Origin of the sequence: Thalassotalea euphylliae, from assembly GCF_003390335.1 — a bacterium.
In the GTDB taxonomy this organism is placed as follows: Bacteria; Pseudomonadota; Gammaproteobacteria; order Enterobacterales; family Alteromonadaceae; genus Thalassotalea_F; species Thalassotalea_F euphylliae_B.
The window spans coordinates 3,747,454-3,769,857 of record NZ_QUOU01000001.1; the positions used below are offsets into that span (position 1 = coordinate 3,747,454).

General features: G+C 45.9%; 20 protein-coding genes. 5 read left to right on the forward strand and 15 right to left on the reverse strand.

The annotated features are described in order from the left end of the window. Positions 1–25: 25 nt before the first annotated feature. From ovoA to folB, 9 genes are all read right to left on the reverse strand, one after another. The gene (gene ovoA, locus DXX93_RS16425; RefSeq protein ID WP_116010011.1) at positions 26–2,161 is read right to left on the reverse strand and encodes a 5-histidylcysteine sulfoxide synthase; all 2,136 of its coding nucleotides are present in this window, start codon (positions 2,159–2,161) and stop codon (positions 26–28) included. A 17-nt stretch (positions 2,162–2,178) separates the two neighbouring features. Beyond that, positions 2,179–3,489: a hypothetical protein gene (locus DXX93_RS16430; protein WP_116009054.1), complete on the reverse strand. Its 1,311-nt coding sequence runs from the start codon at positions 3,487–3,489 to the stop codon at positions 2,179–2,181. 139 nt (positions 3,490–3,628) lie between these two features. Beyond that, a complete protein-coding gene (locus DXX93_RS16435; RefSeq protein WP_116009055.1) occupies positions 3,629–5,494 on the reverse strand; it encodes a diguanylate cyclase in 1,866 nt (621 codons plus the stop codon). A gap of 179 nt (positions 5,495–5,673) precedes the next feature. Then, positions 5,674–5,901 (reverse strand): glutaredoxin family protein, encoded by a 228-nt coding sequence (locus tag DXX93_RS16440; RefSeq protein ID WP_116009056.1) that lies wholly within the window; start codon positions 5,899–5,901, stop codon positions 5,674–5,676. Between the two features lie 167 nt (positions 5,902–6,068). Further along, a complete protein-coding gene (locus tag DXX93_RS16445; RefSeq protein WP_116009057.1) occupies positions 6,069–6,917 on the reverse strand; it encodes a tetratricopeptide repeat protein in 849 nt (282 codons plus the stop codon). A gap of 94 nt (positions 6,918–7,011) precedes the next feature. Continuing rightward, entirely contained in the window at positions 7,012–7,446 is a 435-nt protein-coding gene (locus tag DXX93_RS16450) for a BLUF domain-containing protein (protein WP_181902240.1), read from the reverse strand. A 101-nt stretch (positions 7,447–7,547) separates the two neighbouring features. Continuing rightward, a complete protein-coding gene (locus tag DXX93_RS16455) occupies positions 7,548–8,357 on the reverse strand; it encodes an undecaprenyl-diphosphate phosphatase (RefSeq protein WP_116009059.1) in 810 nt (269 codons plus the stop codon). Positions 8,358–8,378: 21 nt separating this feature from the next. Beyond that, positions 8,379–8,885: a 2-amino-4-hydroxy-6-hydroxymethyldihydropteridine diphosphokinase gene (gene folK, locus DXX93_RS16460; protein ID WP_116009060.1), complete on the reverse strand. Its 507-nt coding sequence runs from the start codon at positions 8,883–8,885 to the stop codon at positions 8,379–8,381. Beyond that, on the reverse strand, positions 8,885–9,241 hold the full coding sequence (gene folB / locus DXX93_RS16465; RefSeq protein WP_116009061.1) for a dihydroneopterin aldolase: 357 nt from the start codon (positions 9,239–9,241) through the stop codon (positions 8,885–8,887). The genes folK and folB overlap by 1 nt, the downstream gene beginning before the upstream one ends. Before the next feature lie 137 nt (positions 9,242–9,378). Here folB and plsY point away from each other — a divergent pair, with 137 nt between their 5' ends. Continuing rightward, entirely contained in the window at positions 9,379–9,963 is a 585-nt protein-coding gene (gene plsY / locus DXX93_RS16470; RefSeq protein ID WP_374188932.1) for a glycerol-3-phosphate 1-O-acyltransferase PlsY, read from the forward strand. A gap of 64 nt (positions 9,964–10,027) precedes the next feature. Here plsY and tsaD read toward each other — a convergent pair whose 3' ends face one another. Continuing rightward, entirely contained in the window at positions 10,028–11,041 is a 1,014-nt protein-coding gene (gene tsaD / locus DXX93_RS16475) for a tRNA (adenosine(37)-N6)-threonylcarbamoyltransferase complex transferase subunit TsaD (RefSeq protein WP_116009062.1), read from the reverse strand. A 394-nt stretch (positions 11,042–11,435) separates the two neighbouring features. Between tsaD and rpsU the strand changes: the two genes are divergently transcribed. From rpsU to rpoD, 4 genes are all read left to right on the forward strand, one after another. After that, a complete protein-coding gene (gene rpsU / locus DXX93_RS16480; protein ID WP_074500846.1) occupies positions 11,436–11,651 on the forward strand; it encodes a 30S ribosomal protein S21 in 216 nt (71 codons plus the stop codon). A gap of 55 nt (positions 11,652–11,706) precedes the next feature. Then, positions 11,707–12,153: a GatB/YqeY domain-containing protein gene (locus DXX93_RS16485; RefSeq protein WP_116001187.1), complete on the forward strand. Its 447-nt coding sequence runs from the start codon at positions 11,707–11,709 to the stop codon at positions 12,151–12,153. A 180-nt stretch (positions 12,154–12,333) separates the two neighbouring features. Next, positions 12,334–14,106, forward strand: coding sequence for a DNA primase (dnaG, locus tag DXX93_RS16490; RefSeq protein ID WP_116009063.1), 1,773 nt, complete (start codon positions 12,334–12,336; stop codon positions 14,104–14,106). A 122-nt stretch (positions 14,107–14,228) separates the two neighbouring features. Beyond that, the gene (rpoD, locus tag DXX93_RS16495; RefSeq protein WP_116009064.1) at positions 14,229–16,091 is read left to right on the forward strand and encodes an RNA polymerase sigma factor RpoD; all 1,863 of its coding nucleotides are present in this window, start codon (positions 14,229–14,231) and stop codon (positions 16,089–16,091) included. Positions 16,092–16,227: 136 nt separating this feature from the next. On the opposite strand, the gene DXX93_RS16500 is transcribed toward rpoD, so the two are convergent. The 5 genes from DXX93_RS16500 to DXX93_RS16520 all read right to left on the reverse strand — a co-directional run bounded on the left by DXX93_RS16500 (position 16,228) and on the right by DXX93_RS16520 (position 22,372). Then, positions 16,228–17,574, reverse strand: coding sequence for a response regulator (locus DXX93_RS16500; RefSeq protein WP_116009065.1), 1,347 nt, complete (start codon positions 17,572–17,574; stop codon positions 16,228–16,230). Between the two features lie 51 nt (positions 17,575–17,625). Then, the gene (locus DXX93_RS16505) at positions 17,626–18,930 is read right to left on the reverse strand and encodes a glycosyltransferase family 1 protein (RefSeq protein ID WP_116009066.1); all 1,305 of its coding nucleotides are present in this window, start codon (positions 18,928–18,930) and stop codon (positions 17,626–17,628) included. A gap of 3 nt (positions 18,931–18,933) precedes the next feature. Continuing rightward, positions 18,934–19,668 (reverse strand): acyltransferase, encoded by a 735-nt coding sequence (locus DXX93_RS16510; protein WP_116009067.1) that lies wholly within the window; start codon positions 19,666–19,668, stop codon positions 18,934–18,936. A gap of 220 nt (positions 19,669–19,888) precedes the next feature. Then, positions 19,889–21,019: a glycosyltransferase family 4 protein gene (locus DXX93_RS16515; protein WP_116009068.1), complete on the reverse strand. Its 1,131-nt coding sequence runs from the start codon at positions 21,017–21,019 to the stop codon at positions 19,889–19,891. Between the two features lie 24 nt (positions 21,020–21,043). Beyond that, on the reverse strand, positions 21,044–22,372 hold the full coding sequence (locus DXX93_RS16520; RefSeq protein WP_116009069.1) for a glycosyltransferase: 1,329 nt from the start codon (positions 22,370–22,372) through the stop codon (positions 21,044–21,046). Positions 22,373–22,404 lie beyond the last annotated feature (32 nt).

A 22,404-nucleotide genomic window follows, 5' to 3' on the forward strand; every position in this document is an offset into this window, starting at 1 on the left:
CATCACTCAATACCTTTTCGCAAGCTTAGCCGTTATAGCGCCATAAGGTGATGTGCTTTTGGCTAACCGCACTTATGCGTTGTGCAATTTTGATCACTTGATGTAAATCGGTTTGATCAAGTAACTCAAAACGCTCGCCTAAGGTTTGCTGCACGCCTTCAAAGCCCACCAAGTTTTCGCCGTTGACTTTGATCCCCCCTAGCCACTTTTCTTTCGCGGCAACGTCACTATTAAATTGATAGTCAGAGGCAATAATCAGTAAGGCACCTTGATTTAAGCGATTAGCCACTTGCTTTAAAAACTGCTTAGGATCATAGCACTGCTCCAGTACCTGCTGCGCCAGTATCACATCGTAATCAGCAAAAATGGCTTTAAGATTGGTGGCGTCCCCTTGGCTAAACAGGATATTACTGGCTGCGGACAAGCCCGTGTCGGCAAGTGCGACTTCGTGAAAATCAACGATATCCCCTTCTTGCACCGTTTCAAAGCGCACCGGTTCGCCCGTTTGTAACTGAACCCCATGTTGAATATAGCGAGCGGAAAAGTCGACGCCATCGACGTGTTCAAACACATCGGCTAACTCAAAGCTGGTACGGCCAACGCTGCAGCCTAAATCTAACAGCTTTTCCGTATTTGCATTGTGTTCAACCAACCACTGGCGCACTTGCTGTGCCAATTGTTGTTGATAATTGCCACCGGTAAAACCCGTTTCTTGGTAGTGGCTTTGCAATTGTTGGCAAACATCTACGTTTTGCTCAAAGTGATTTGCTGGCACCAGCGGCATATCTGCACTTTCACTTTCGACATAACGAAACCCCGCATGTTGAAAGAAATGTCGGCGAAACGCATAACGCGAACTGGCAATGGCTTCGTTACCCGTTGAAATCCAAGAGCCGCCTTTGATTAAGTTGTGTTTGCCATCAAAAGTTGGCGTTGAAAAGTCGTCGTACAGCGGATGAACTTTAAACCCCTCGAATGCATCAATGCTTGATTCAGTCCACTGCCAGACGTTACCAACCACGTCAAAAATGCCTTGATTGTCGAATTTATCAACTGGGCAACTAGAGGCGAAGTACTCAAGGTTTGTATTGCCCGGTGCTTCTTGCCAACTGGGGAGATCCCCAGACACTTTCTCGCGCAGCGCATACCACTCAGGTTCGGTAGGTAAGCGAATATCACGCCCCGTTGTTTGTACAAGCCAATTACAAAACGCCTTCGCTTCTAAATAGTTAACTTCGACAGGCCAGTTCAGTGGCAATGGCACCTCACCAAGTAGGTTACGCTGATAGTAACGCCCCTCTTTTTTCAACCAGAAACGCGGCATGGTCGCTTGCTTGTAACGCAGCCAGCTCTGCCCTTCCTCAGTCCAATACTCAGGTGTTTGATAGCCGCCAGCCTCAACAAATTGCATAAACTCTTGGTTAGAAACCAAAAACTTACTGGTGCGAAAAGCAGGTACATCAAGTGTTGCCGTGCCATACTCATTGTCCCAACCATAGGTATGGTCGTCTGTTTTCTTGCCCAACTTGATGACTTGCTTGGCAACGGGGACTAATTCGTTGAGAGGCGCTTCACCTTGATAGGGGCAATCTGCCCAAGCGGCATTGGCAGTTAAATCACTGAGCGGTAACATGCGCATAATAACTGATGAGGTTTCTAAATGAATACGCTCATGTTCGCTGCCCATTAAGATTATCCATGCGAGTGAGTCTTGCGTAATAGGCAGTTGCAATGCCATGTTGTCGATCAAATCACACACTAGCGCAAACACTTGATCGCGATAAGTCCGCACTTCATCAACCTTGGGCCAATCGTAATGCTCACTGTTCAGATCGTCCCAGCTCATCTCGTCAACACCAACGGCACAAATCGCTTCTAATTTTTCATTAATACGCTTGTGGATAAACTTGCCCAACATCAATTTATTGATATAAAAAGTAGCGGTGTGGCCGTAATAGAAAATCAGCGGATGACGAAGTGGCTCGGGTCGAGCGTAAAAGGCGTTGTCATTATTAATTAATGCAAATAACGATTCGTACGTTTGCCAGCTGTTAACGAAATAGGCTTTGAGCTCTGCCCGTTTTGCAGCCACAGCGTCAGCATCACTCAGGTTTACATCATTGGCGATTAAATAAGGTGTTTTTAATTGTTGTTTCGTCATATTCATCATAGTGCGCATTATCCTGTTGTCAGTAATGCAATTGTGTTAGTTGGCTGATACAAAGTGAGGATACTACGAGTTAATTGCTCGCCTAGCTCACGATCTTCATTGTTCGAGTGCTCTGCAGCCCGTGCAGAGCGATTTATTCGTTCGGCAAACCAGCGACTTTTCGCAAACAAACCATAGGCGCTCTGCTCGCTCTCTACACTAGCTTGACTATCGTCTTGCGATGCGTACATTTGGCTGGGCAACGCTTGCTCTACAAAAGCTTGGCTAAGTAGTGCTTGTCCTTGGTCAGCAAGGTATGCGTCAAGCGCATCCATGACATTAGCAAGCGCATAAGCGACATTCACATAAGGATTATAGGCAGTGCTTGCCGAGCCTAAGCGATGCTCAACTCGCGCTGTTTTTTGCCAGTTTTGCTCGCTAACTAGGGCTTTGTTGTGTTGATCGTACAACAGCACTTCGACCCCCATTGGCTGATTGTGCTTACCCCGCTCTTTGTACAGCGCAACGCTGCCTTGGTGGCCGCCAGAAATGTCGGTCGGTGAGCACAGCTCTTGTGCCAATCCATATTTGTCTTTCAAGGCCAAGCGTTCAAACGCATCTGGCTCTGGCATATACAGCAGACTGTTGGCCAAGCTCGTATTGAGCAAGCAGCGCTGTAAAATTTCACCAAAGTTGTCTTGCGCAACGAGGTTGTTACCGTGCCGATCCAATACGCTCACATTCACTTGGATCGCATTGGGAATATGAACCGCCCGTTGCCTGTCGGTAAAAATATTCTTACTGCCCACGGCTAACTGGCCTGTGTCACCAGACCAAACCACGGGCTTTATCAAGGTATGTTCAAAGCCCTGTTGTGCAAAAAGCTCCGGTAATAGTTGAATTGCTCGTGCCAGATTATGTGCTTCTTTAAGGGGAGATTGACCCGCAAATAGTGACACATATTCCCATTGATTATGCCAATATTCAGAGACGAGTTTACCTTCAATCCCCGCCTGGGTTAGCGCACTATTGATCGCGACAAAGTGCGCTTCACATAATTGCTTTTCACTTTGAGGCGCGGCAGCCGATAACGTATTGCTGCGCAAAGGCTTGCGCTGCGTTGTAGCTGGTAGCGCTTTATTCGGATTTTTCTGTGGCGCTTGGTGGCGCTTAGTGTGTGTTCTTGTTGCCGCAGCGCGATGGATGTGGGCAGGTAGAAGAGACGAAGACTGACAGCAACCTTCCAACTCAAAGTGCACCAAAGCTTGATAGCCAAGTGCTTTAATATGCTGCTGCAATAACTCAATGGCTCGCTGTGCTAGCGTGCTAGTTGTTGTCATACTGTGTTCTCTAATCTCAAGGTGTGTTGAGCATTTATTAATGAGCGATGCATCACGCGCTCGCACTTACCCTGATTTATACTGCCATGCGGTAAAATATTGATGTCCATATCTTACCTATCTGTAATGCTAACCAATACTAGCCAGTGCTAAAGATTACCACCTGATTTTTGCCATTGGTTTTGGCTTGATAAAGTGCTTTATCTGATTGCACATACAAGGTGGCTCGATCTTGATGACTGTCATCAAGCGCACTAATACCAACGCTACAAGTAATGGTTATTTGCTGCCCCATCTCATTGGTAAACAGTGCCTGCTGAATGTTATTAGCTAGACGTTCAGCTATGGCTTTGGCCTGCATTGCATCAGTTCGCGGTAGAATACACAAAAATTCTTCGCCACCAATACGACCGAGTACATCGCCAAGGCGCAGCGTGTCTTGTGCAATTTGGCTAACGCGATAAATCACTTCGTCGCCAAATGGGTGCCCATATTTGTCGTTTACTTGTTTAAAGTCATCAATATCAAATAGTAGAACGGCTAAGTCACTGTTGCGACCATAGCTATTGACTAATAGCTTATCTAAGTATTCAAAGACATAGCGCCGATTAAAAACACCTGACAAGGGATCTTTAATAGAAAGCTCGTAAATACGCTTGTTTGTGCGATACAGCACAACCACAATAACCAGCGCCAAAACCACTACAATGCTGACGCCTGCCACTAGAAAAATTTGCTGCCAAGTGCTTTGCTCTTGTCTTTCTTGCCGCAAAGATTGCACCTTACTACGTTGTTCTAACAAAGAAAGTTCAACGTTTTGTCGCTCCAGCTCCATCGCCGCGCGCACGCGAATCAATTGTTGTGACGAGTTTTTAATCAACAGCTCAGCGTACGCTTCGTAATAGCGCTTGAGTAGGCGGTAGCTAAGTTCGTATTCCCCGCGAGCGTAGGCCAATGCAGCACGAACCTTGGTCGTTTCTAGCGTCCATGTGGTACCCGCAAGTTCGGGCATTTGTGCAAATATCTGTTCAGCGCGAATAATGTTCTGCTCAGCTTCAGCCAGCTTACCCTGACGAATCAAGCAATTCGCTTTTTGTTTATACAACTCTGCGTCATAGTCAATCTGTCCATTTAATAGCAAAGCACGATCTATGGCCTCAATGGCAAGCGCACAATCGCCTTTTTCGGCGTAGGTCATGCCAAGCCCATAAGCGCCAAAATAACTAATTTCCTTATTTGGGGTGTAATCAATACGCTTGAGGTAGAGATTAAACTTAGCAATTGCTTTGTCGTATTGCTTCATATAGCGATACGTGGAAGCTAGACCGTAAATTGCCTCGGCCACAAATGGTCGATAACCAAGTCGCTCGTATGTATCGAGTGCGCGATTGTAATATTCGATCGATTTTTCATACTCATGCATGTAGCCATAGACCGCGCCATAAGTTTCATTAATCACGGCAATTAACAAATGATCGTCAATGGCAAAAGCCTCAACATAAGCTTCTTGTAAGTCAGATAAGGAAGTTTCGTACAGCTCAGTTAAGCTCAACGAGTACGCTAAATTTTGCTTGGCATACGTGTAGGCGTAATTGAGGTTGTCGGCTTTGGCAAGTGCCATAGCTTCGCGGTAAAGCGCTATCGCCTTGGTGTAGTGGCCGCGGCGTTCACTGACAATACCGCGATAAATACCAATGTAAGCGCGTACCTCACTTGGAGAATCTTCGCGAATTAAGGCATTGGCAGCCTGAACCGTTTGCGCAAACTCTTGGTGAAAATACAGTAAATTTTCCGCTTGGGCTTTGCGATAAAGCAGCCAAAGGTAAGCTTGTTGACTGAGTGCTTCCCTGTTTTTTTCAATTTCTAACAACTGCTGATAAACGGGGTGGGGATTGCGATTGATGTCTTTGCCTATGGCTTGAAAGTGCTCGACGGAATAACTATTGGCAGAAACAACCGCCGATAACAGCCAGCAAATAACAATTCCACACCTAAAAAGCAGCACTAACAAACATCCTTGTCGGGAAATAAAGCAAACAATGGCAACATGATAACGCAATTATCTTGCGTTTAACATTTGTACAAAACACAGGTGCTAACATATGTAAAAAATCGCTATTGATAACTCAATGAGAGCCGAATCCAGCGAAAAAAATTTCACTGGTATGTCACGAGATTATGCCACTAGTTTTTCACTAAGCGTTTGAAGTCTTTAATTGAAAAACCATTGAGTAACTGATCGCCAATTTTTAACACAGGCACGGCGCGAAACCCCAATCGGTGCAGCTCTTTTTGCCCGGCAGGCGTTTTTACATTAACCAAGCGATAAGCGATGTTGTGCTCATCCAGATAACGTTTTGCAGTATCACAGTGTGGGCAGCGTGGCATAGTGTACAAGACGATTCGTTTCATAGGGTTTCTTAATGTGACGTTAAATTTGAAATGAAGTGACTTTGAGATGGCATCAGTTTTTATCAGCGGTTAACCGTGCTTTTAGTTTAACGCCTTTTAAATTTCACTGAGAAAAAAGCCGCTAATGCGGCTTAAATCTGGTTAGCATCTAGTAAACAAATACAGTGCTAATACATCAAGGTATAAAGCTTACGGCGATATAGGCTTACCAAAGGGTCGCCATCTGGCAGTGCTTTCATCACATCAAGCAGTAACTTTTTACTGTCGGCGTCATCTCTCACCGTTTGTACTCGCTTAAACAACAAGGCTAATGCGTCTTCATGTCGATTGACTTGGCTGTATTGCGCGGCTAATTGCTGAATTAATTGACTGTCATCAGGGTTTTCAGCAAGTTTTGCTTCCAATGCCTGTAATTCAGGAGAGTTTGACGCTTCATTCGCTAATTCAAGCTTGGCAACAACGGCTTGGTAGTAGCTGTCTTGATCCACCATCATTATTGTCTCGAGCAAGGCTTGAGCATCTTGAGTCTTACCTGTCCCCACACAGGCATCAGCCAACGCCAGTTTGATGTCTGCGCGCGTGTTATCCAGCTCATAAGCTTGCTTTGCAGCAGTATACGCTTGAGCATTATCACCGGCAGCTAACGCGGCCTGTGCTTGCGCGAGTAATTCATCTTGCGGTTGCGGCAGATGTTTGGCCAGAAACTGCTCTATTGCTTCATCTGGTTGCGGACCAGATAGTGCATCAATCGGCTGACCAGCTTTAACCAATACAGCGGTAGGCAAGCCCTGTATACCAAATTGCATCGCGATTTGTTGCTGAGCTTGGCAGTCAACGTCAGCAAAAATAACATGCTCCCCTACTGGCGCAGTTCGACTGGCGAGTTTGTCTCTTAACTCAAGACTCTCTGGTACTTGCTCAGCCCAAAAAGCGACAAGTACTAATTTCTCTTTACTGTCTTCCAGTACGACCTGCTGAAAATTTTCTAGCGTTAGTGATACAGCGTTAGGATTCACGTTTTATCCTCAGTAATTGCTTATGTGTTTTATAGTTGGGGCAATGCCCAGCAGAAACAAGTGGCTGCCCCAATCTACCAGCTCTCTTTCACAGCTAGCCCACAGTTGTCCCAGGTTGACTCGCAATGTGTTCAATGGCCAACCACACTTGCTTGCGCCAATTCGCGGGTTCCAGCACAGCGCCACTCGCACGAGCCAACTTGTTGTATAACAAAGGCTCTACACAATCTTGATTAAGTGCATTTCTCCCAATCAACTTCATGCGCCAAGTGGGAAACTGACGATGGTCTATGTCTTCAAACGTAATGTAATTTAAAATTGTATGACGAGGGTCTTTTTTTAAGACATCAAACAAGGCGTCAACGGCTTTACAATCACCTTCAAAATACTGAATGAAGACATCTTGGTAGCATAAAAAGCCGGTAATATTGTAGGCCGCGTTCTTTACCATCGCGCTATTAACGAGTGCTTCCAGAGAACAGGGATCAAATGGTTGCGTTGGTTCGCTGACATAAAAATACGCTTTCATAAAATGACTCACAGACATCACATTTCAATGCGGGTTCAACATATCCTTGTACAGAATATCAACCCTATCTGGCAAAACAGGATTGGGGCTAATTTATAGCCTTAACTAAACGCAAAGAAGAGCAAACCTGTGCCCAAAAGCAAACGGTAAATAACAAACGGCATCATGCCTAACTTGTTGATCAAAATTAAAAAGAAGTGAATACAAGCATAAGCACTGACAAACGACAATAAAGCCCCTAAACCAACATCTGACCAAACCAATGGCTGAGATTCACTGATTGCTTTATACGTTAAGTAGCTGCCCGCCATGGCAATGGCTGGGATGGAAAGCAGAAATGAAAAACGCGCCGCGTTGTCACGGCTTAACCCCAGCATTAAGCCCATGGTCATGGTAATGCCAGAGCGTGATGTGCCCGGAATAATGGCAATGGCCTGAGCAACACCTATCAGCATTGCGCCTTTAAAACCCAATTTTTCCAACGAAACATTTTGCTTCGCTTTGATATCGGCAAAACCCAGCAATACGCCAAAGAGTATTGTCGTCGCCGCGATAACGAGTACAGAGCGCGAATATTCTTCGATGTAGTCTTTGCCGAATAGCCCAAATAAACCAGCGGGAATGGTTGCGAATAAGATCCACCAAGCGAGCTTGCCGTCAAAATTGTCACTGGCTCTGCCCTTGCTTGAAAATGAGCTAACCCATGCCATAAACATGCGCCCCACTTCTTCGCGAAAATAGATCATTACCGCCAGCAGTGACCCAACATGCACGGCAACGTCAAATGACAGCCCTTGATCTGTCCAGCCAAAGAGTTGTGACGGCAAAATAAGATGAGCAGAGCTAGAAATTGGCAAAAATTCAGTCAATCCCTGTATCAATGCCAAAAGTATAATTTCGATAATATCCATAATGATGATTGGTAACGCTAATTAGTTGTGTAAAACGGGTTGCTGCCATGGCAGTGGCAGTTGTTGAATTTGTTGGCTGCTTTGGTCAAAGGCTTGCCAGTGCGCCATAAAACTCTGTTTGGTGATGGGGTGAAGTAAGCTCGGTGCGACCTCCGCCAACGGCCAAAGCACAAAAGCATTTTTTAATATTTCATCGCGTGGAATTTGTGCGGGTGACTCGGCAATACAGTCGTCATACAACAGTAAATCCAAGTCCAAGGTGCGCGGGCTAAACTTAACGGCATTGGGGCTTCGGCCATTGGCGTATTCAATTTCTCGAAGTAACTTCGCCACTTCACAAAGCGACATTGCCGTATTGGCTCCCACCACTAGATTGTAAAATTCAGGGCCGTCAAAACCAACGGCTTCACACGCATATAGTGATGACACACTAAGTGTTCCGAATGCACTGGCAAGATCATCTAGCCCTTTAATCACGTATTTTTCACGTTCGACATTGGAGCCAAGTGAAATATAAATTTGCGCCATTAACTTAAATGACCACGTTCTATTTCTACGCCAACAGTTTGCGCGTTATGCACAGCTCCTGGCTTACCAATCGCCAGCTTTAGCCAAGGAATTTGATATTCAGTGATCAGAAAATTTGCCATGCGCTCGGCCAGTGTTTCCAACAAATCGACTGGGTTTTTATTGGCAAACTTTTCCAGTTCTACAGAAATTTCAGCGTAATCTAGCGTTTTTGCCAGTTCATCGTTTTCTGCCGCTAATCGCGTGTTCCATCCCATGGTCAAATCAATCACTAGTGTTTGTTTGATTTGCTTTTCCCACTCATAAAAACCAATCGTGGTTTGTATTTTAAGTCCTTCAATAAAAACTTTATCCACTCGTATTCCCAGCTATCTGCGAGTTTGCTAAATTTAACCGCGAGTTTACCCGTCAGGGTATAGAAAAACCAGTGCTATAAGCGCTAGAATGACCAACCAGCAGACAAATCCCCACAGACCAATGGATTAAGGAAGAGATGATCATTACGACAGCCATGATAGTCATTGCCTACCTGCTTGGCTCTATCTCAAGTGCCATTTTGATTTGTCGTTTGCTCAATCTCCCTGACCCGCGTGCTACCGGCTCAAAAAACCCGGGCGCGACTAATGTCTTGCGCATCAGTAATAAAGCCACGGCGGCCACCGTACTGCTGTTGGATGTATTAAAAGGCACACTGCCCGTTTGGAGCGGATACTTTTTAGGATTAGAGCCGATATGGTTGGGGGTGGTAGCGGTAGCAGCCTGTCTTGGGCATATGTACCCGATTTTTTTTGAATTTAAAGGCGGCAAAGCCGTGGCGACCGCCTTTGGCGTGCTGGTGCCGATTGGTATTGATTTAGGTATTTTACTGCTTTTAACCTGGATTATCGTGGCGAAATCTACTCGCTATTCAAGCCTTGCCGCCATTGTCACTGTAACACTGGCACCGCTATATGTGTGGCTACTCAAACCTTTATATGTCTACCCGGTGTTGATGCTTTCGGCATTGATTATTTGGCGCCACAAAGAAAATATTAGCCGACTGATTAAAGGCACCGAGCCGCAAATCAGTCGTCTCTAGATGAGCGTCTAGTTAGATCGCTGAGTTAACTTTCAGAGCTAAATTTCAGACTAAAATTACAAGCCTAAATAGCAGGCAAAGTATCTAACGGCCAACGTGGCGTTGCTTTAAACGTTAAGTCAGCAGAAACGCCGGCTTTTAAACGCTGCATACCGGCATAAGCGATCATGGCACCGTTATCAGTGCAAAATTCTGGGCGAGGATAGTACACCTTGCCACCTAATTTGTCGGTCACGGCTTCCAGTTTTTGACGAAGCGAGATATTGGCACTTACCCCGCCAGCAATCACTAAACGTTTTAAGCCACATTGCTCTAATGCGCGACGACACTTTATCGCCAAGGTATCAACCACAGCTTCTTGGAACGCGTAAGCGATATCCGCGTAGGTTTGTGGACTATTATCTTCTTTGGCAATGGTGTTAGCGGCAAAAGTTTTTAAGCCACTAAAGCTAAAGTCTAAGCCCGGCCGGTCAGTCATCGGCCTAGGAAATTTAAAGCGCCCTTGAGTACCATTTTCTGCCATTTTCGCCAGCACTGGCCCACCGGGGTAATCTAACCCTAGTAACTTGGCGGTTTTATCGAACGCCTCACCGGCAGCATCATCAACAGACTCACCAAGTAGCTCGTAATGACCAATGCCATCCACTCGCACCAGCATAGTATGACCACCAGAGACTAGCAGCGCGACAAAAGGAAACTCTGGCACCTCATCTTCTAGCATAGGCGCAAGTAAATGTCCTTCCATATGATGAACTGGCACAGCGGGTAACTCCCAGCCATAAGCTAAACTGCGACCAATAGAGCAACCGACGAGTAATGCACCAACCAATCCTGGCCCTGCAGTGTAAGCAACACCATCAAGGTCTTGCGGGGTCAGCTGAGCTTCGGCTAAGACTTCTTTGATTAACGGAATAGTTTTACGCACATGGTCACGCGACGCTAATTCAGGTACAACGCCGCCATAATCAGCGTGAACCGCTATTTGGCTAAACAGACGGTGCGACATAATGCCTTGTGCTTCGTCATAAATCGCAATTCCTGTTTCGTCGCAGGATGTTTCAATACCTAAAATTCGCATGCTGTTAACCTATTTACCTTTTAACCTAGTCACTTTTCGGCCTACTTATATTTTAAATTAGCCGCCTTGTCACCTGCTGACCTTGGCACGCCTTGACGGCGGCCAGAGTAAAAATGCTGGGGCGCGATTTTAGCAGTAACTGGGCATTTATAGCTATACAAACTATGAAGATAAAAAAGCCAACCTGTCGGCACTTTTATCAATGTAGCTTTTATTAAAAAGGCTTTTATAACTTTTCATTATCAAAATGCGTTTTGTCTTTACAAACTTCACTATTCGGCATAGAATGCGCGCCCCAATTAACCAATATGAGCGTATAAACGTTAGGTTGCTTAAACTGATTAAGACCGAAAGCGTTTATAGATTTATATAGAAATATTAAGGTAAGAGGCATATGCCAGTAATTAAAGTAAGAGAAAACGAACCATTTGACGTTGCACTACGTCGTTTCAAACGTTCTTGTGAGAAAGCAGGTATCCTTTCTGAAGTACGTCGTCGCGAGTCATACGAAAAGCCGACTTGGGAGCGTAAGCGTAAGAAAGCTGCTGCTGTTAAGCGCGCTGCTAAGAAATTATCTCGTGAGAACGCACGTCGCGTTCGTATGTACTAATCACTGTTTTACGCTGTTAAAACATTAATTAGTCAACTTGCTTGAGACTGAAGACATGAGTTTGCTTGTTCAATTAAAAGATGAAATGAAAGTCGCAATGCGCGCCAAGGAAAAAATTAAACTTGGTGCAATCCGTATGGCGCTTTCGTCAATCAAACAAGCGGAAATCGACAATAAAACTGAGCTCGATGATGCTGGTATTATTGCCGTGCTAACCAAAATGGTTAAGCAACGCAAAGAGTCGATTACTATGTACACCGAAGGTGGTCGTGAAGAGTTAGCCGCTAATGAAGCAGCCGAAGTTGCCGCATTAGAAGCCTTTTTACCTACGCCTCTTACCGACGAAGAAATCGCAAAAATGATTTCTGATGCTATTGCCGATACAGGTGCCAGTTCAATGGCGGATATGGGCAAAGTCATGGCAGTATTAAAACCTGCAATGCAAGGTAAAGCCGATTTAGGCGCTGTCAGTGGTAAAGTTAGAGCAACTTTAAACGCATAATTTTCTTGTTGCTTTAAAAGCAACAAGCGATATGCAAAGAAAGCCGTGATGTTTTGCATCACGGTTTTTTTATGTCAAAATGGCCTGTTATGCGGGTATTTCTCTTTGGATAAATTCCATAAAATCTCGACTCGCATTGCCGCTATAATGATAATAACTTAGGTAGTTTTGTTCCCAGCCATGGCCGGATTAATCCCACGACAATTTATAGATGACTTGCTTGCTCGCACTGATATCGTAGAGCTTATCAATGCGCGCGTTACCTTAAAAAAAGCGGGTAAAAATTACCAAGCTTGCTGCCCATTTCACACCGAGAAAACACCTTCGTTTAGCGTCAGCCCTGACAAACAGTTTTATCACTGCTTTGGCTGTGGTGAGCACGGCAATGCTGTCTCGTTTTTAATGGAGTACGACCGCCTTGATTTTGTTGACGCGATTGAAGAATTGGCGTCAATGCAAGGGATGGAAGTACCGCGCGAAGAGCGTAGCCACACGCCAGAGCAACAGCGCAAATATCAACAAGCACAACAGCAAAAGCAAAGTGATTATCAGTTGCTGGAGCAAATCTCACGCTTTTATCAACAACAACTGCGCGTCGCCAGCGACAAAGACGTCGCCATTAATTACCTGAAAAGTCGTGGCCTTTCTGGCGAAATCGCCAAGCGCTTTGGTATCGGTTACATCTCAGATAACTGGGATGGCATGATGAATACCTTTGCCCATAACCAGCAATTAGCCAAACAGTTGGTTGATTTGGGGATGGCAATTGAAAGTGACAATGGTCGTCGCCCTTACGACAGATTTCGCGGTCGCATTATGTTTCCCATTCGCGAGAAACGAGGCAAAGTGATTGGCTTTGGTGGCCGAGTACTCGGCGATGGCACCCCAAAATATTTAAACTCCCCCGAAACCAGAATTTATCACAAAGGCCAAGAGCTCTATGGCCTGTACGAAGCGAAACAAGCGAATAAAAACTTACAACGCTTAGTCGTTGTCGAAGGATATATGGATGTCGTAGCGCTGGCACAACACGGCATTGATTACGCAGTCGCGTCACTTGGCACGTCAACCACAGCTGAGCAATTGCAAACCCTGTTTCGCACCGTCAATGAAGTGATTTGCTGCTACGATGGTGACCGCGCAGGCCGCGAAGCGGCATGGCGTGCCATGGATAACGCCCTGCCCTTGGTTCGAGACGGCGTGTCACTAAAATTTGTCTTCTTGCCCGACGGTGAAGACCCTGACAGCTTGGTACGCCAGCAAGGTCAACAAGCCTTTGAACAAGTGCTAAACCAAGCGCAGCCGCTGTCTAAATTCTTGTTAGAAAACTTAATTGCCAAAGTGGATATGACCAGCTTAGAGGGGCGCGCATCGCTGGCGGAATCATTCCAGCCGTATTTAAATAAAATGCCTGCCAGCATTTTAAAAGAAACCTTAATCAACGAAATTGCCAACAATTTCGGTACGGGTAGTGAGCACTTGGCTAAACAACTTAGCCAAGCGGCGCCGTCGCCAGCAAAGGCGCAAGCAAGAGCCAATACGCCAACGCGAACAACGCCTGCCAGGTTGGCCATTGCACTTTTATTAGAGTCGCCAAATTTGGCACAAGCACTCCCCAATCCGCACGTGCTCAGCCAATTAGATCAACCCGGCATAAGTTTATTAACGGAATTGCTTGAAATTTGCACGCGCAACCCCAATATCAACAGCGGTCAAATTATTGAAATGTTTCGCGACCGTGATGAAGGCAAACAACTGGCTAAATTACTGTGCTGGGAACATCAAATAAACGCTGACAATGCCGAGGACGTATTCCTAGATAGCATTGAAAAACTGCTGAACACTTTAGTGGAACAGCGTACCGAATTGCTGCTGCAAAAAGGGCGACTGAACCAACTAACAGCAGGTGAAAAAAGAGAATTACAGGCGTTGTTAAACGAGCAATCACTTTAACATCTCCTAACAATAAGTAACGCAGTAAACAGCTAAAGCGCTGGCAATTTTATCGTCAACTTGCTAGAATTTGTCGCTTACTGTTCTAATTTTGATAGCCATAAATAGGTGGACATTCGTCAATGGATCAAGCCCCACAATCTAGACTTAAAGAGTTAATAACCAAAGGTAAAGAACAAGGTTATTTAACTTTTGCAGAAGTTAACGATCACCTCCCTCAAGACATTATCGATTCCGATCAAGTAGAAGACATCATTCGCATGATCAACGACATGGGTATTCAGGTTTTTGAAAATGCACCTGACGCTGATACCTTGATGATGAGCGAGGCTAATACGGATGAAGACGCTGCCGAGGCTGCTGCCCAAGCACTTGCCACGGTAGAAAGCGAAATCGGCCGTACTACCGATCCAGTGCGTATGTACATGCGCGAAATGGGTACGGTTGAACTACTAACCCGCAAAGGCGAAATTGTTATCGCCAAGCGTATCGAAGAAGGTATCAAAGAAGTACAACGCTCTGTCGCTGAGTACCCACCTGCGATTAACTTCCTATTGGATCAATGGGACAACTTTGTTGCTGAAGAAATTCGCTTGAGTGACATTATTGTTGGCTTCCTTGACCCAGATGCAGAAGATGATGACGTTGCCGCTGCGGCAACGCACGTCGGTTCAGAGTTATCTGATGAAGATCTTGCTGATGAAGATGCAGATTTAGAAGAATCAAACGACGGCGATGACAGCGACGATAGCGAAGAAGAAGCAGATACGGGGCCAGATCCGGAAGTTGCCAAAGAAAAATTCACTGCCCTGCGCGAAGCGTACGAAGCAGCGAACAAGGTAATTGACGCTAAAGGTCGTGGCCATGCTGATTCAGAAAAAGCCATTGATGCATTAGCTGACGTTTTCAAAGAATTCCGCTTAGTACCTAAAGTGTTTGACCGCCTTGTTAAGAACATGCGTGACGTAATGGATCGCCTACGTGTGCAAGAGCGTTTGATCATGAAGCACTGCGTGGTTGGTGCGGGTATGCCAAAAGCGACCTTCATTAAAATCTTCCCAGGTAATGAGACGTCATTAGACTGGTTTGAAGCACAAAAAGCCTCGGGTGAAAGTTACGCAAAACGCTTGTCTGACATCGAAATGGATGTTGAGCGCAGTATCTTAAAACTCAAGCAGTTAGAAGAAGAAACCTTCTTAAACGTACACGGTATTAAAGATATTAACCGTCGTATGTCAATCGGTGAAGCGAAAGCGCGCCGCGCGAAAAAAGAAATGGTTGAGGCGAACTTACGTCTTGTTATTTCAATCGCGAAAAAATACACCAACCGTGGTTTACAATTCTTAGACCTTATCCAAGAGGGTAACATTGGTCTAATGAAAGCGGTTGATAAGTTCGAATATCGCCGTGGTTATAAGTTCTCCACTTATGCAACTTGGTGGATTCGCCAAGCCATCACCCGTTCAATTGCTGACCAAGCACGTACCATTCGTATTCCGGTGCACATGATTGAAACGATTAACAAACTTAATCGTATCTCTCGTCAAATGCTTCAGGAAATGGGTCGCGAGCCAACCCCAGAAGAGTTGGCAGAGCGCATGGTGATGCCAGAAGACAAGATCCGCAAAGTATTGAAGATTGCCAAAGAGCCAATTTCAATGGAAACGCCTATCGGTGATGATGAAGATTCGCACTTAGGTGACTTTATCGAAGACGGTAGCGGTGAACTGCCAGTGGACTCAGCGACATCTGAAAACTTGAAACACGCAACACACGAAGTACTTGCGGGCCTAACCGCCCGTGAAGCAAAAGTATTGCGTATGCGTTTCGGTATCGACATGAATACTGACCACACGCTAGAAGAAGTCGGTAAGCAGTTTGACGTAACGCGTGAGCGTATTCGTCAAATCGAAGCAAAAGCATTACGCAAGCTTCGCCACCCTTCTCGTTCAGAGCAGCTAAAAAGCTTCCTTGACGGCGAATAATTGGTGAGTAATCGGTAATACTGCGCCTTGACCTCCATGTCAACGCAGTATACCCTTCGTCCTGAACAGTGTTTATACCAAACAAAGAATCCAGCCTAGTGCTGGATTTTTTATTTCTGCTGCTCTGCCTTTACTTTTACACCGTTGCCTCGATACCTGCTTTTTGATTAGCCTTTGGCACTGTTTGGTCGTTCGGTGCCGTTGAATAAATAAAAACCAAGATCGGCGCTTCACATTCTTCCTGCAATTGGCTTAATGCCTCTAAATTCGCTTGAGTAAGCACAGAGTTTTGAGTCAGTAAGCATTGATCTAATCGATCAAATACATCTTGTGCTAGCACTTGCCCTTGGCGCAATTGCCCGATGGTACGAGGTAACTCATAGTGATGCTCAGCCAATGACTGGCATAACATTTTCTCCGCTTCTTGAATGAGCTTATGGCTAAAGTACTGTCGCATCAGCGGGGTTAACGATTTAAACGCCGCTACAGGGTGATGTAACTCACCATCAATTTGCCCACAAATATACAAGTCGAGAAAGACCACCAGAGAAAGTATTTTAGCGGCCGCAGCCAGTGCAGTGTTGTCTTGTTGAAAGAGTTCGATATCGTCCAGCTGGCAGTGCTCGCTCCCCCAAACAAAATAAGCATTGCTGATAATTTTTGCGCTAGCAACAAGCATTGGCGTATCAAATAAAATATCACTGCTTAACTGAGGAAGGCGCTGCCAAATATGCAGCTGTTGCGGTTTTAACGCTAACAGCGGTAACCCTGACAAGTTAGCATCTTGCTCGGTAAGGGCAATGCGATAGAACAGGCCAGCTAAGTAAATTGTTGTCGTAAACTCAAGCGGCAATGCCATTCGCTCAGCCAATACTTTTGCTTGGCGAGCAATGCGATTGGCATGTCCTAAGTTGTCTTGAGTGTGGCTAGCCACCAAGTTCGCCGACAGGTTAATCAAATCGTTATGCGAGCTAACCAAACGCTCGGTTTGTTGCTGCGACTGTTCATTAGTCGACAACATCATAGTGTTTAGCAGCTCATTGGCTTCACTCTTATCTTTGAGGTATTGGTTTTTCCGCTTGAGCTTTTTCACTGCCAAGGCGCGCTTATTTTCTTGCTTTAACTCATTGATTAGGCGCTCAAGGGTGGTGACTAAGTCGTCATTGCTCCACGGTTTACCTAGGTAAGCTTGTACATGCCCATGGTTAATTGCCGCTTGAGCCATTTCAGCATCCGCATAGCCAGTTAAAATAACGCGACGTGATTTAGGACTGATGTCATAAATCTTTGCCATTAACTCCACACCATTTAATTCAGGCATTTTCATATCGCTCAGTACAACATGGGTTGGCGACTCTTTGAAAAATGCCAGTGCTTTTTGCGGATCTGTAAAACCGTGAACGCGGTAATGTTTGACCAACAACCGTGTCAGTGCTTTTACAATCTCCTGCTCATCGTCGACAATTAAAATTGACGGCTTCATGATGATTACTCTCCCTTAACTCTACAAACAAGTATTACTAACAATCAGGCGTTAGCGCGAAAACAGCAAATACTCGCTTACCTGTTCAGCCCTGCGCTGCCAAGAGGCTTGTTTGACACTTGCCACGCGCGATTTAACTTCTGCAACGCTCGAACGTCGGCTTGCAAGTACTATCGACCTCGCAAAACTTTGTTGCTCACTCGCCACTTCCACCAAGTGCTGATATTCAGCCAACGCATTGAAGTAAGTACTCGCGATTGGCGTGCCACTGGCTAAATACTCCCGCAGTTTTAGCGGATTACACATGCGAATTTGTTGGCTGTTTTTAAATGGCAACATCGCCACTTGCCAATGCTGTATATACTGTGGCAAGCATTCGTGTGGCTTTGCCTCCAGAAAGTGAATATTCTTGTATTTTGTCAGTAAACTTACATCGCATTCGATATTACCTATTAGCACAAAATTCCAATTAGGCAACGTCTCTGCACTTTGCGCCAATAGTGATTGATCTAGCCACTGTGACACACTGCCATAAAAACCCGCTATCGGTTTGCCCATAGGCAAATCGCGTGGCCACACCTTATCAAGTCCTCTTTTACCGCTCGCCACCTTGGGCGATTGAAAAAGCTGACAATCAACACCGTGTGGAATTACGACCGTTTTTTGCTGTGGTAATTTACTCACCAGCGGCTGACTTGCTGCAAATACCGTGCTGGCGCGTTCGCATAACTCTTGCTCCTTGGTGACAACAAAATCATGGTCAACCCCAGCCAGCGCGCTAAAATCGTCACCGCAGTAGTACACGCAGTCACAATCAAATTGCTTGCGCTCAAACAAAGATAAATAATCGACCGCGGTCGGTAACGACGCCCAAACAATGGGTTTGCCACTGAGTTTTTTCATCGCCCGCCTCAATTGTTGCTTGAGTAACAATTTGTTGAGCCAAGCAAGTATCGGCTGATCTGTGCAAGGAAAGACTAGCGGGTTAATAACCGTAAACGTATACGACCCTTTTCCTTTTTGCTCGCCCTTGCCACTGGCAGCTTGAGTGCTGAAATCGTTATTGCTAGCCCTGTTATCTTGACCAGTGTGAGCTGCCATAGAATCAGCACTTTGGCCGAAAAACCGGGCTTTAAGCTTGCTCACAATACGCGTGAGATCACGCCAGTTAAATCTGGGTTTGCGCAGCCCAATTGAATTTACCCAGACAATGTCGCGCTGCGTACTTAGTACTTTGACTAAGTGCTGTGTCGAGCTTGGGTGTGCTCCCCAGTCTTCGCCAAAAACAATCATAGGACGACTCGCAATCGGCTCATTACCACCTTGAGTGCAGTCATTATTTGCAGACTTATCCATGAGCTACTCCACTATCGATTTTAACGACTTTAGCGACTTGACAACCTTTGCAGGGGAACCAGCGGCCAGCACATTCTCAGGTAAATCTTTGGTGACAACACTGCCAGCGGCAACAATTGTGCCCTTGCCGATAGTAACGCCTGGCATCACTTTTACCCCTGTCGCCAGCCACACATCATCGTACAAAACGATATCGCCAATTTGATCATCGGTATCTGGCAACCCCTTCGCTCTTGCTTTAGCATCGACAGGGTGTCCCGGGTAACCCGCTAAATAGCAATCACCAGCAATACGCACATTGTTACCTATTACAATGTTTTGACCGACCGAAATAGACGTTCGCCAGCCAATACCCACATTATCGCCAACCACGAGCTTGGGAACGCGACGCCCTACTGCGCGGCCGCTAATTGTCGTCATCGCCGCGAGTCTGACACGATCCCCCATGTAGATATCTAAACTGCCAATAACCACAGGTAAGCCGCCGTACAAATAGAGTTGCTTGGGTTGATTGCTTAGCCGTGCTTTGAACATTGGCGTGTAATAAAGTACTCGCAATAAGTCCGCCAAGCATTGCTTCACCACCACATGCAGGTGATAGAGTAAGCTGAACACTATCGGCACATTGGGCATTTCTAGCGCCTTTATTGTTCGCCAGCCGCGCTTAATAAGTTTGGCAAACCAACTATCACTGGTTTTTGCCCATTGTTTAGCGTAGTGAATACTAAAACTTTGCATATCGCCTCCTACTGCCTAGCCCAACGCTTACTTTCAATACTGTTGAAAAATTCACACTGTGCTGCACTTTACTATCGAGTTGTTATTGCTTACTTTGCTTAGCTACTTTGCCTTACCCCTTTAGCTAATGCAGAAACCGAACCAATAAAAAAGACATTAAATAACAAACCCTTAAAAACAATCACTGCAAAGCTATTGCAAAATGCAAGCGACTCGCTTCTTAAAATGACAGCGCCTTTGTGATCTGCGAATAACACTGGGTTGCTCGATAGTGTTTGCTTTTTAATCTCCCTTTGATGGCAATGCGATGACAGCCTTTCGGGTTGTGAATAAGCCTTGCCAAGCACTGGGCTAACGCAAGTGGTGATAAGGGTTGGTATTTTGCGCAGTTTTTGCCATCCACCAGGGTTTTGTCCCAGTACGCACCATCACGTGGCAGCACGACAGCCAGTTTGGCGGCCAGTGCCTCTAAAATGGCTAGGCCAAAGGGTTCTTGCTCTGCCGTTGAAACAAAAATACTTGAACGAGCGCGCAGTTCAGCGAGGTTGTCCGGTTGCTCGAACAACCTAACGTTATCTGGGAGGTGCGCTTTTATTGCCTCAAGATCAATACACTTAGGCTCGCCAGCGGGTGGCTTGATGTAACAAACGTTGACGCTAAATTCAGTGAGTCGGTATGTCGTGCGCAGCACTTTTATCGCCTCAAGCAAGACGTCTAAACGCTTCCATTTCACCAGTGAGGCACTCCATAAAATCTCAACCTTTTTGCTGCGTTGGTGCACCTTAATATCACTTCGTTCAATGGCATTGGTAAACTCTTCGATAGCAGAGGTCGGCACCGCTTTTTTCCCCACTATTGTGCTGTTCACAAATCTGGTTATCGCCAGCTTAACCGTTGGCAGCGCGCTCGTGAGGGAAAAAATTCGCGTTGCCCTTGATAAGCCAAAGCCAGCAGATCGTGAATTGGGTACCGGGCCTTGTACTAACTGAACCAAATTGGATTGTTTACAACATTGTAATATCGCTAAAGCAAAGTCGACGGTTGGCCCCGACAAGCCAACAATACGTTCAAAGCCCCCCGCTTCTTTGTTAAGCCGCATTAGTTGCAAGGCATAGCACATGTGTTTGAGGTAAAACGGGATACCGTATTTTTTATCACGCAGCCAACTAGGTGTTGATAGTTGGTAGCAATGCACAGCTTCACCTTGCCAAGTTGCCACATCATTGGTGGTAACCCAAACTTCGATATCGCGTGGTAATTGAGCTAGCAAGCGCTTGGCGACTTGTTTTGAACCACCAAAATACGCCACCGGATCAAACACTAACATGCGTTTTTTTGAGACCACTTCCATCACAACCTCCACTTCTGTCGCTAGTTATTTTGCTGTTGCTTGCAGCACACCAAGATGTTTTAAACCTGTTAGTAACTTGCTGCACAGTCGTGATACCAGCGCACTCGTCATTTGTGAGATTTGATAACGCACTAACCACACCAGGCTTTTTTGGCTGCCACGGGTGAGAACGTCTTGATAACACGCATCAAGCTGTTGAAATTGCTGTTGGCAGCTAAACGATTGGGCGATGTGGCGCTGGGCCTCAGTCGCAAAGCGCTTGAAGCGCTGCGGGTGACGCTCTAATTCGCTCATTGCCCTCGCTAGGGCGTCAACACTTCCGGCTGGTACCAAGCGCGCACTGACATTGTTTTGGTAGATTTCATTAACGCCGGGCACATCAGTGGTGATCACAGGCATACCTGCCAAGCTTGCTTCTGCCAAGGTTAGCCCGAACACTTCTTCATCCGGCACCGACACAAAGCAGTCAGCATTGCCACCATACAGAGCCGCAACGTCTTGCTGCTCACCCAAAAAGTAAACGTGCTCGGTAAGCCCTAACGATTCCACTTGCATTTGTAGGCGCAGCTTTTCTTCGCCTTCTCCCACTATGGCCAGTTTTACTTTGTGGCCCTTAGATTGTTGGCAGGGCGATTGTTGGCTAGACAGCTGTGCAACAGCCGCAATGAGCGTGGCAACACCTTTGCGTGCGATCAGCGAGCCAACAAACAGTAGTACGGTATCATTTTGCCTGGCACCAACGAGTGCGCGCAGATCCTTGGGACGATTAGAAACCGCGCGTTGCTGCTCAACGCCATTGTAAATAACGCTCATCGCACTGTGATTAGGCTCAGTGCGACTAAAAACTTGGATAACCGACTGGCTCACACCGATGGTGTGATCAGCGCCAGCAAAGACCAACGCCAAGCGATCAAAATATTGGTAGCGAGCATGTAAATGCAGTACTAACGGCACCTTGAGCCACTTACACACAACGGACAACCACTGGCAAGGTGCGCCATTATTGCAGTGAACCAAAGCAATATTGTGCTTAGTGATAAGCTTCCTCGCCGTTAATAGCTGATTGATAAATGCTATTACCTGCCACTTTGGCTCAAGCCAATACCCCAAGCAAACCATGGGCTGACAAACAACTTCGATACCTAACTGCTCAGCTTGGTCTGCCAACACTTGGCTGTTACACCAAAGCACAGGCTGATAACCCTGTTGCTGCGCATTGTTGATGACATCTAGCAAGACAATCTCACTGCCACGCAGCCAGTTATCGCCAAAATGAACATACAATACGCGTGTTGTTTGTTGCTCATTGGCGTGATTTAGAGCTCTAATATGTTCGCTGTTAACATGTGTCATACCTACCTCAGCCACTAATCTGGTTCTATTCG

Bases quoted from the DNA above. Each gene is read 5' to 3' on its own strand.
- ovoA (WP_116010011.1), bottom strand. From the start codon at position 2,161: ATGACGAAACAACAATTAAAAACACCTTATTTAATCGCCAATGATGTA.
- DXX93_RS16430 (WP_116009054.1), bottom strand. From the start codon at position 3,489: ATGACAACAACTAGCACGCTAGCACAGCGAGCCATTGAGTTATTGCAG.
- DXX93_RS16440 (WP_116009056.1), bottom strand. From the start codon at position 5,901: ATGAAACGAATCGTCTTGTACACTATGCCACGCTGCCCACACTGTGAT.
- DXX93_RS16450 (WP_181902240.1), bottom strand. From the start codon at position 7,446: ATGAAAGCGTATTTTTATGTCAGCGAACCAACGCAACCATTTGATCCC.
- DXX93_RS16455 (WP_116009059.1), bottom strand. From the start codon at position 8,357: ATGGATATTATCGAAATTATACTTTTGGCATTGATACAGGGATTGACT.
- folK (WP_116009060.1), bottom strand. From the start codon at position 8,885: ATGGCGCAAATTTATATTTCACTTGGCTCCAATGTCGAACGTGAAAAA.
- plsY (WP_374188932.1), top strand. From the start codon at position 9,379: ATGATCATTACGACAGCCATGATAGTCATTGCCTACCTGCTTGGCTCT.
- tsaD (WP_116009062.1), bottom strand. From the start codon at position 11,041: ATGCGAATTTTAGGTATTGAAACATCCTGCGACGAAACAGGAATTGCG.
- rpsU (WP_074500846.1), top strand. From the start codon at position 11,436: ATGCCAGTAATTAAAGTAAGAGAAAACGAACCATTTGACGTTGCACTA.
- DXX93_RS16485 (WP_116001187.1), top strand. From the start codon at position 11,707: ATGAGTTTGCTTGTTCAATTAAAAGATGAAATGAAAGTCGCAATGCGC.
- dnaG (WP_116009063.1), top strand. From the start codon at position 12,334: ATGGCCGGATTAATCCCACGACAATTTATAGATGACTTGCTTGCTCGC.
- rpoD (WP_116009064.1), top strand. From the start codon at position 14,229: ATGGATCAAGCCCCACAATCTAGACTTAAAGAGTTAATAACCAAAGGT.
- DXX93_RS16500 (WP_116009065.1), bottom strand. From the start codon at position 17,574: ATGAAGCCGTCAATTTTAATTGTCGACGATGAGCAGGAGATTGTAAAA.
- DXX93_RS16505 (WP_116009066.1), bottom strand. From the start codon at position 18,930: ATGGATAAGTCTGCAAATAATGACTGCACTCAAGGTGGTAATGAGCCG.
- DXX93_RS16510 (WP_116009067.1), bottom strand. From the start codon at position 19,668: ATGCAAAGTTTTAGTATTCACTACGCTAAACAATGGGCAAAAACCAGT.
- DXX93_RS16515 (WP_116009068.1), bottom strand. From the start codon at position 21,019: ATGGAAGTGGTCTCAAAAAAACGCATGTTAGTGTTTGATCCGGTGGCG.
- DXX93_RS16520 (WP_116009069.1), bottom strand. From the start codon at position 22,372: ATGACACATGTTAACAGCGAACATATTAGAGCTCTAAATCACGCCAAT.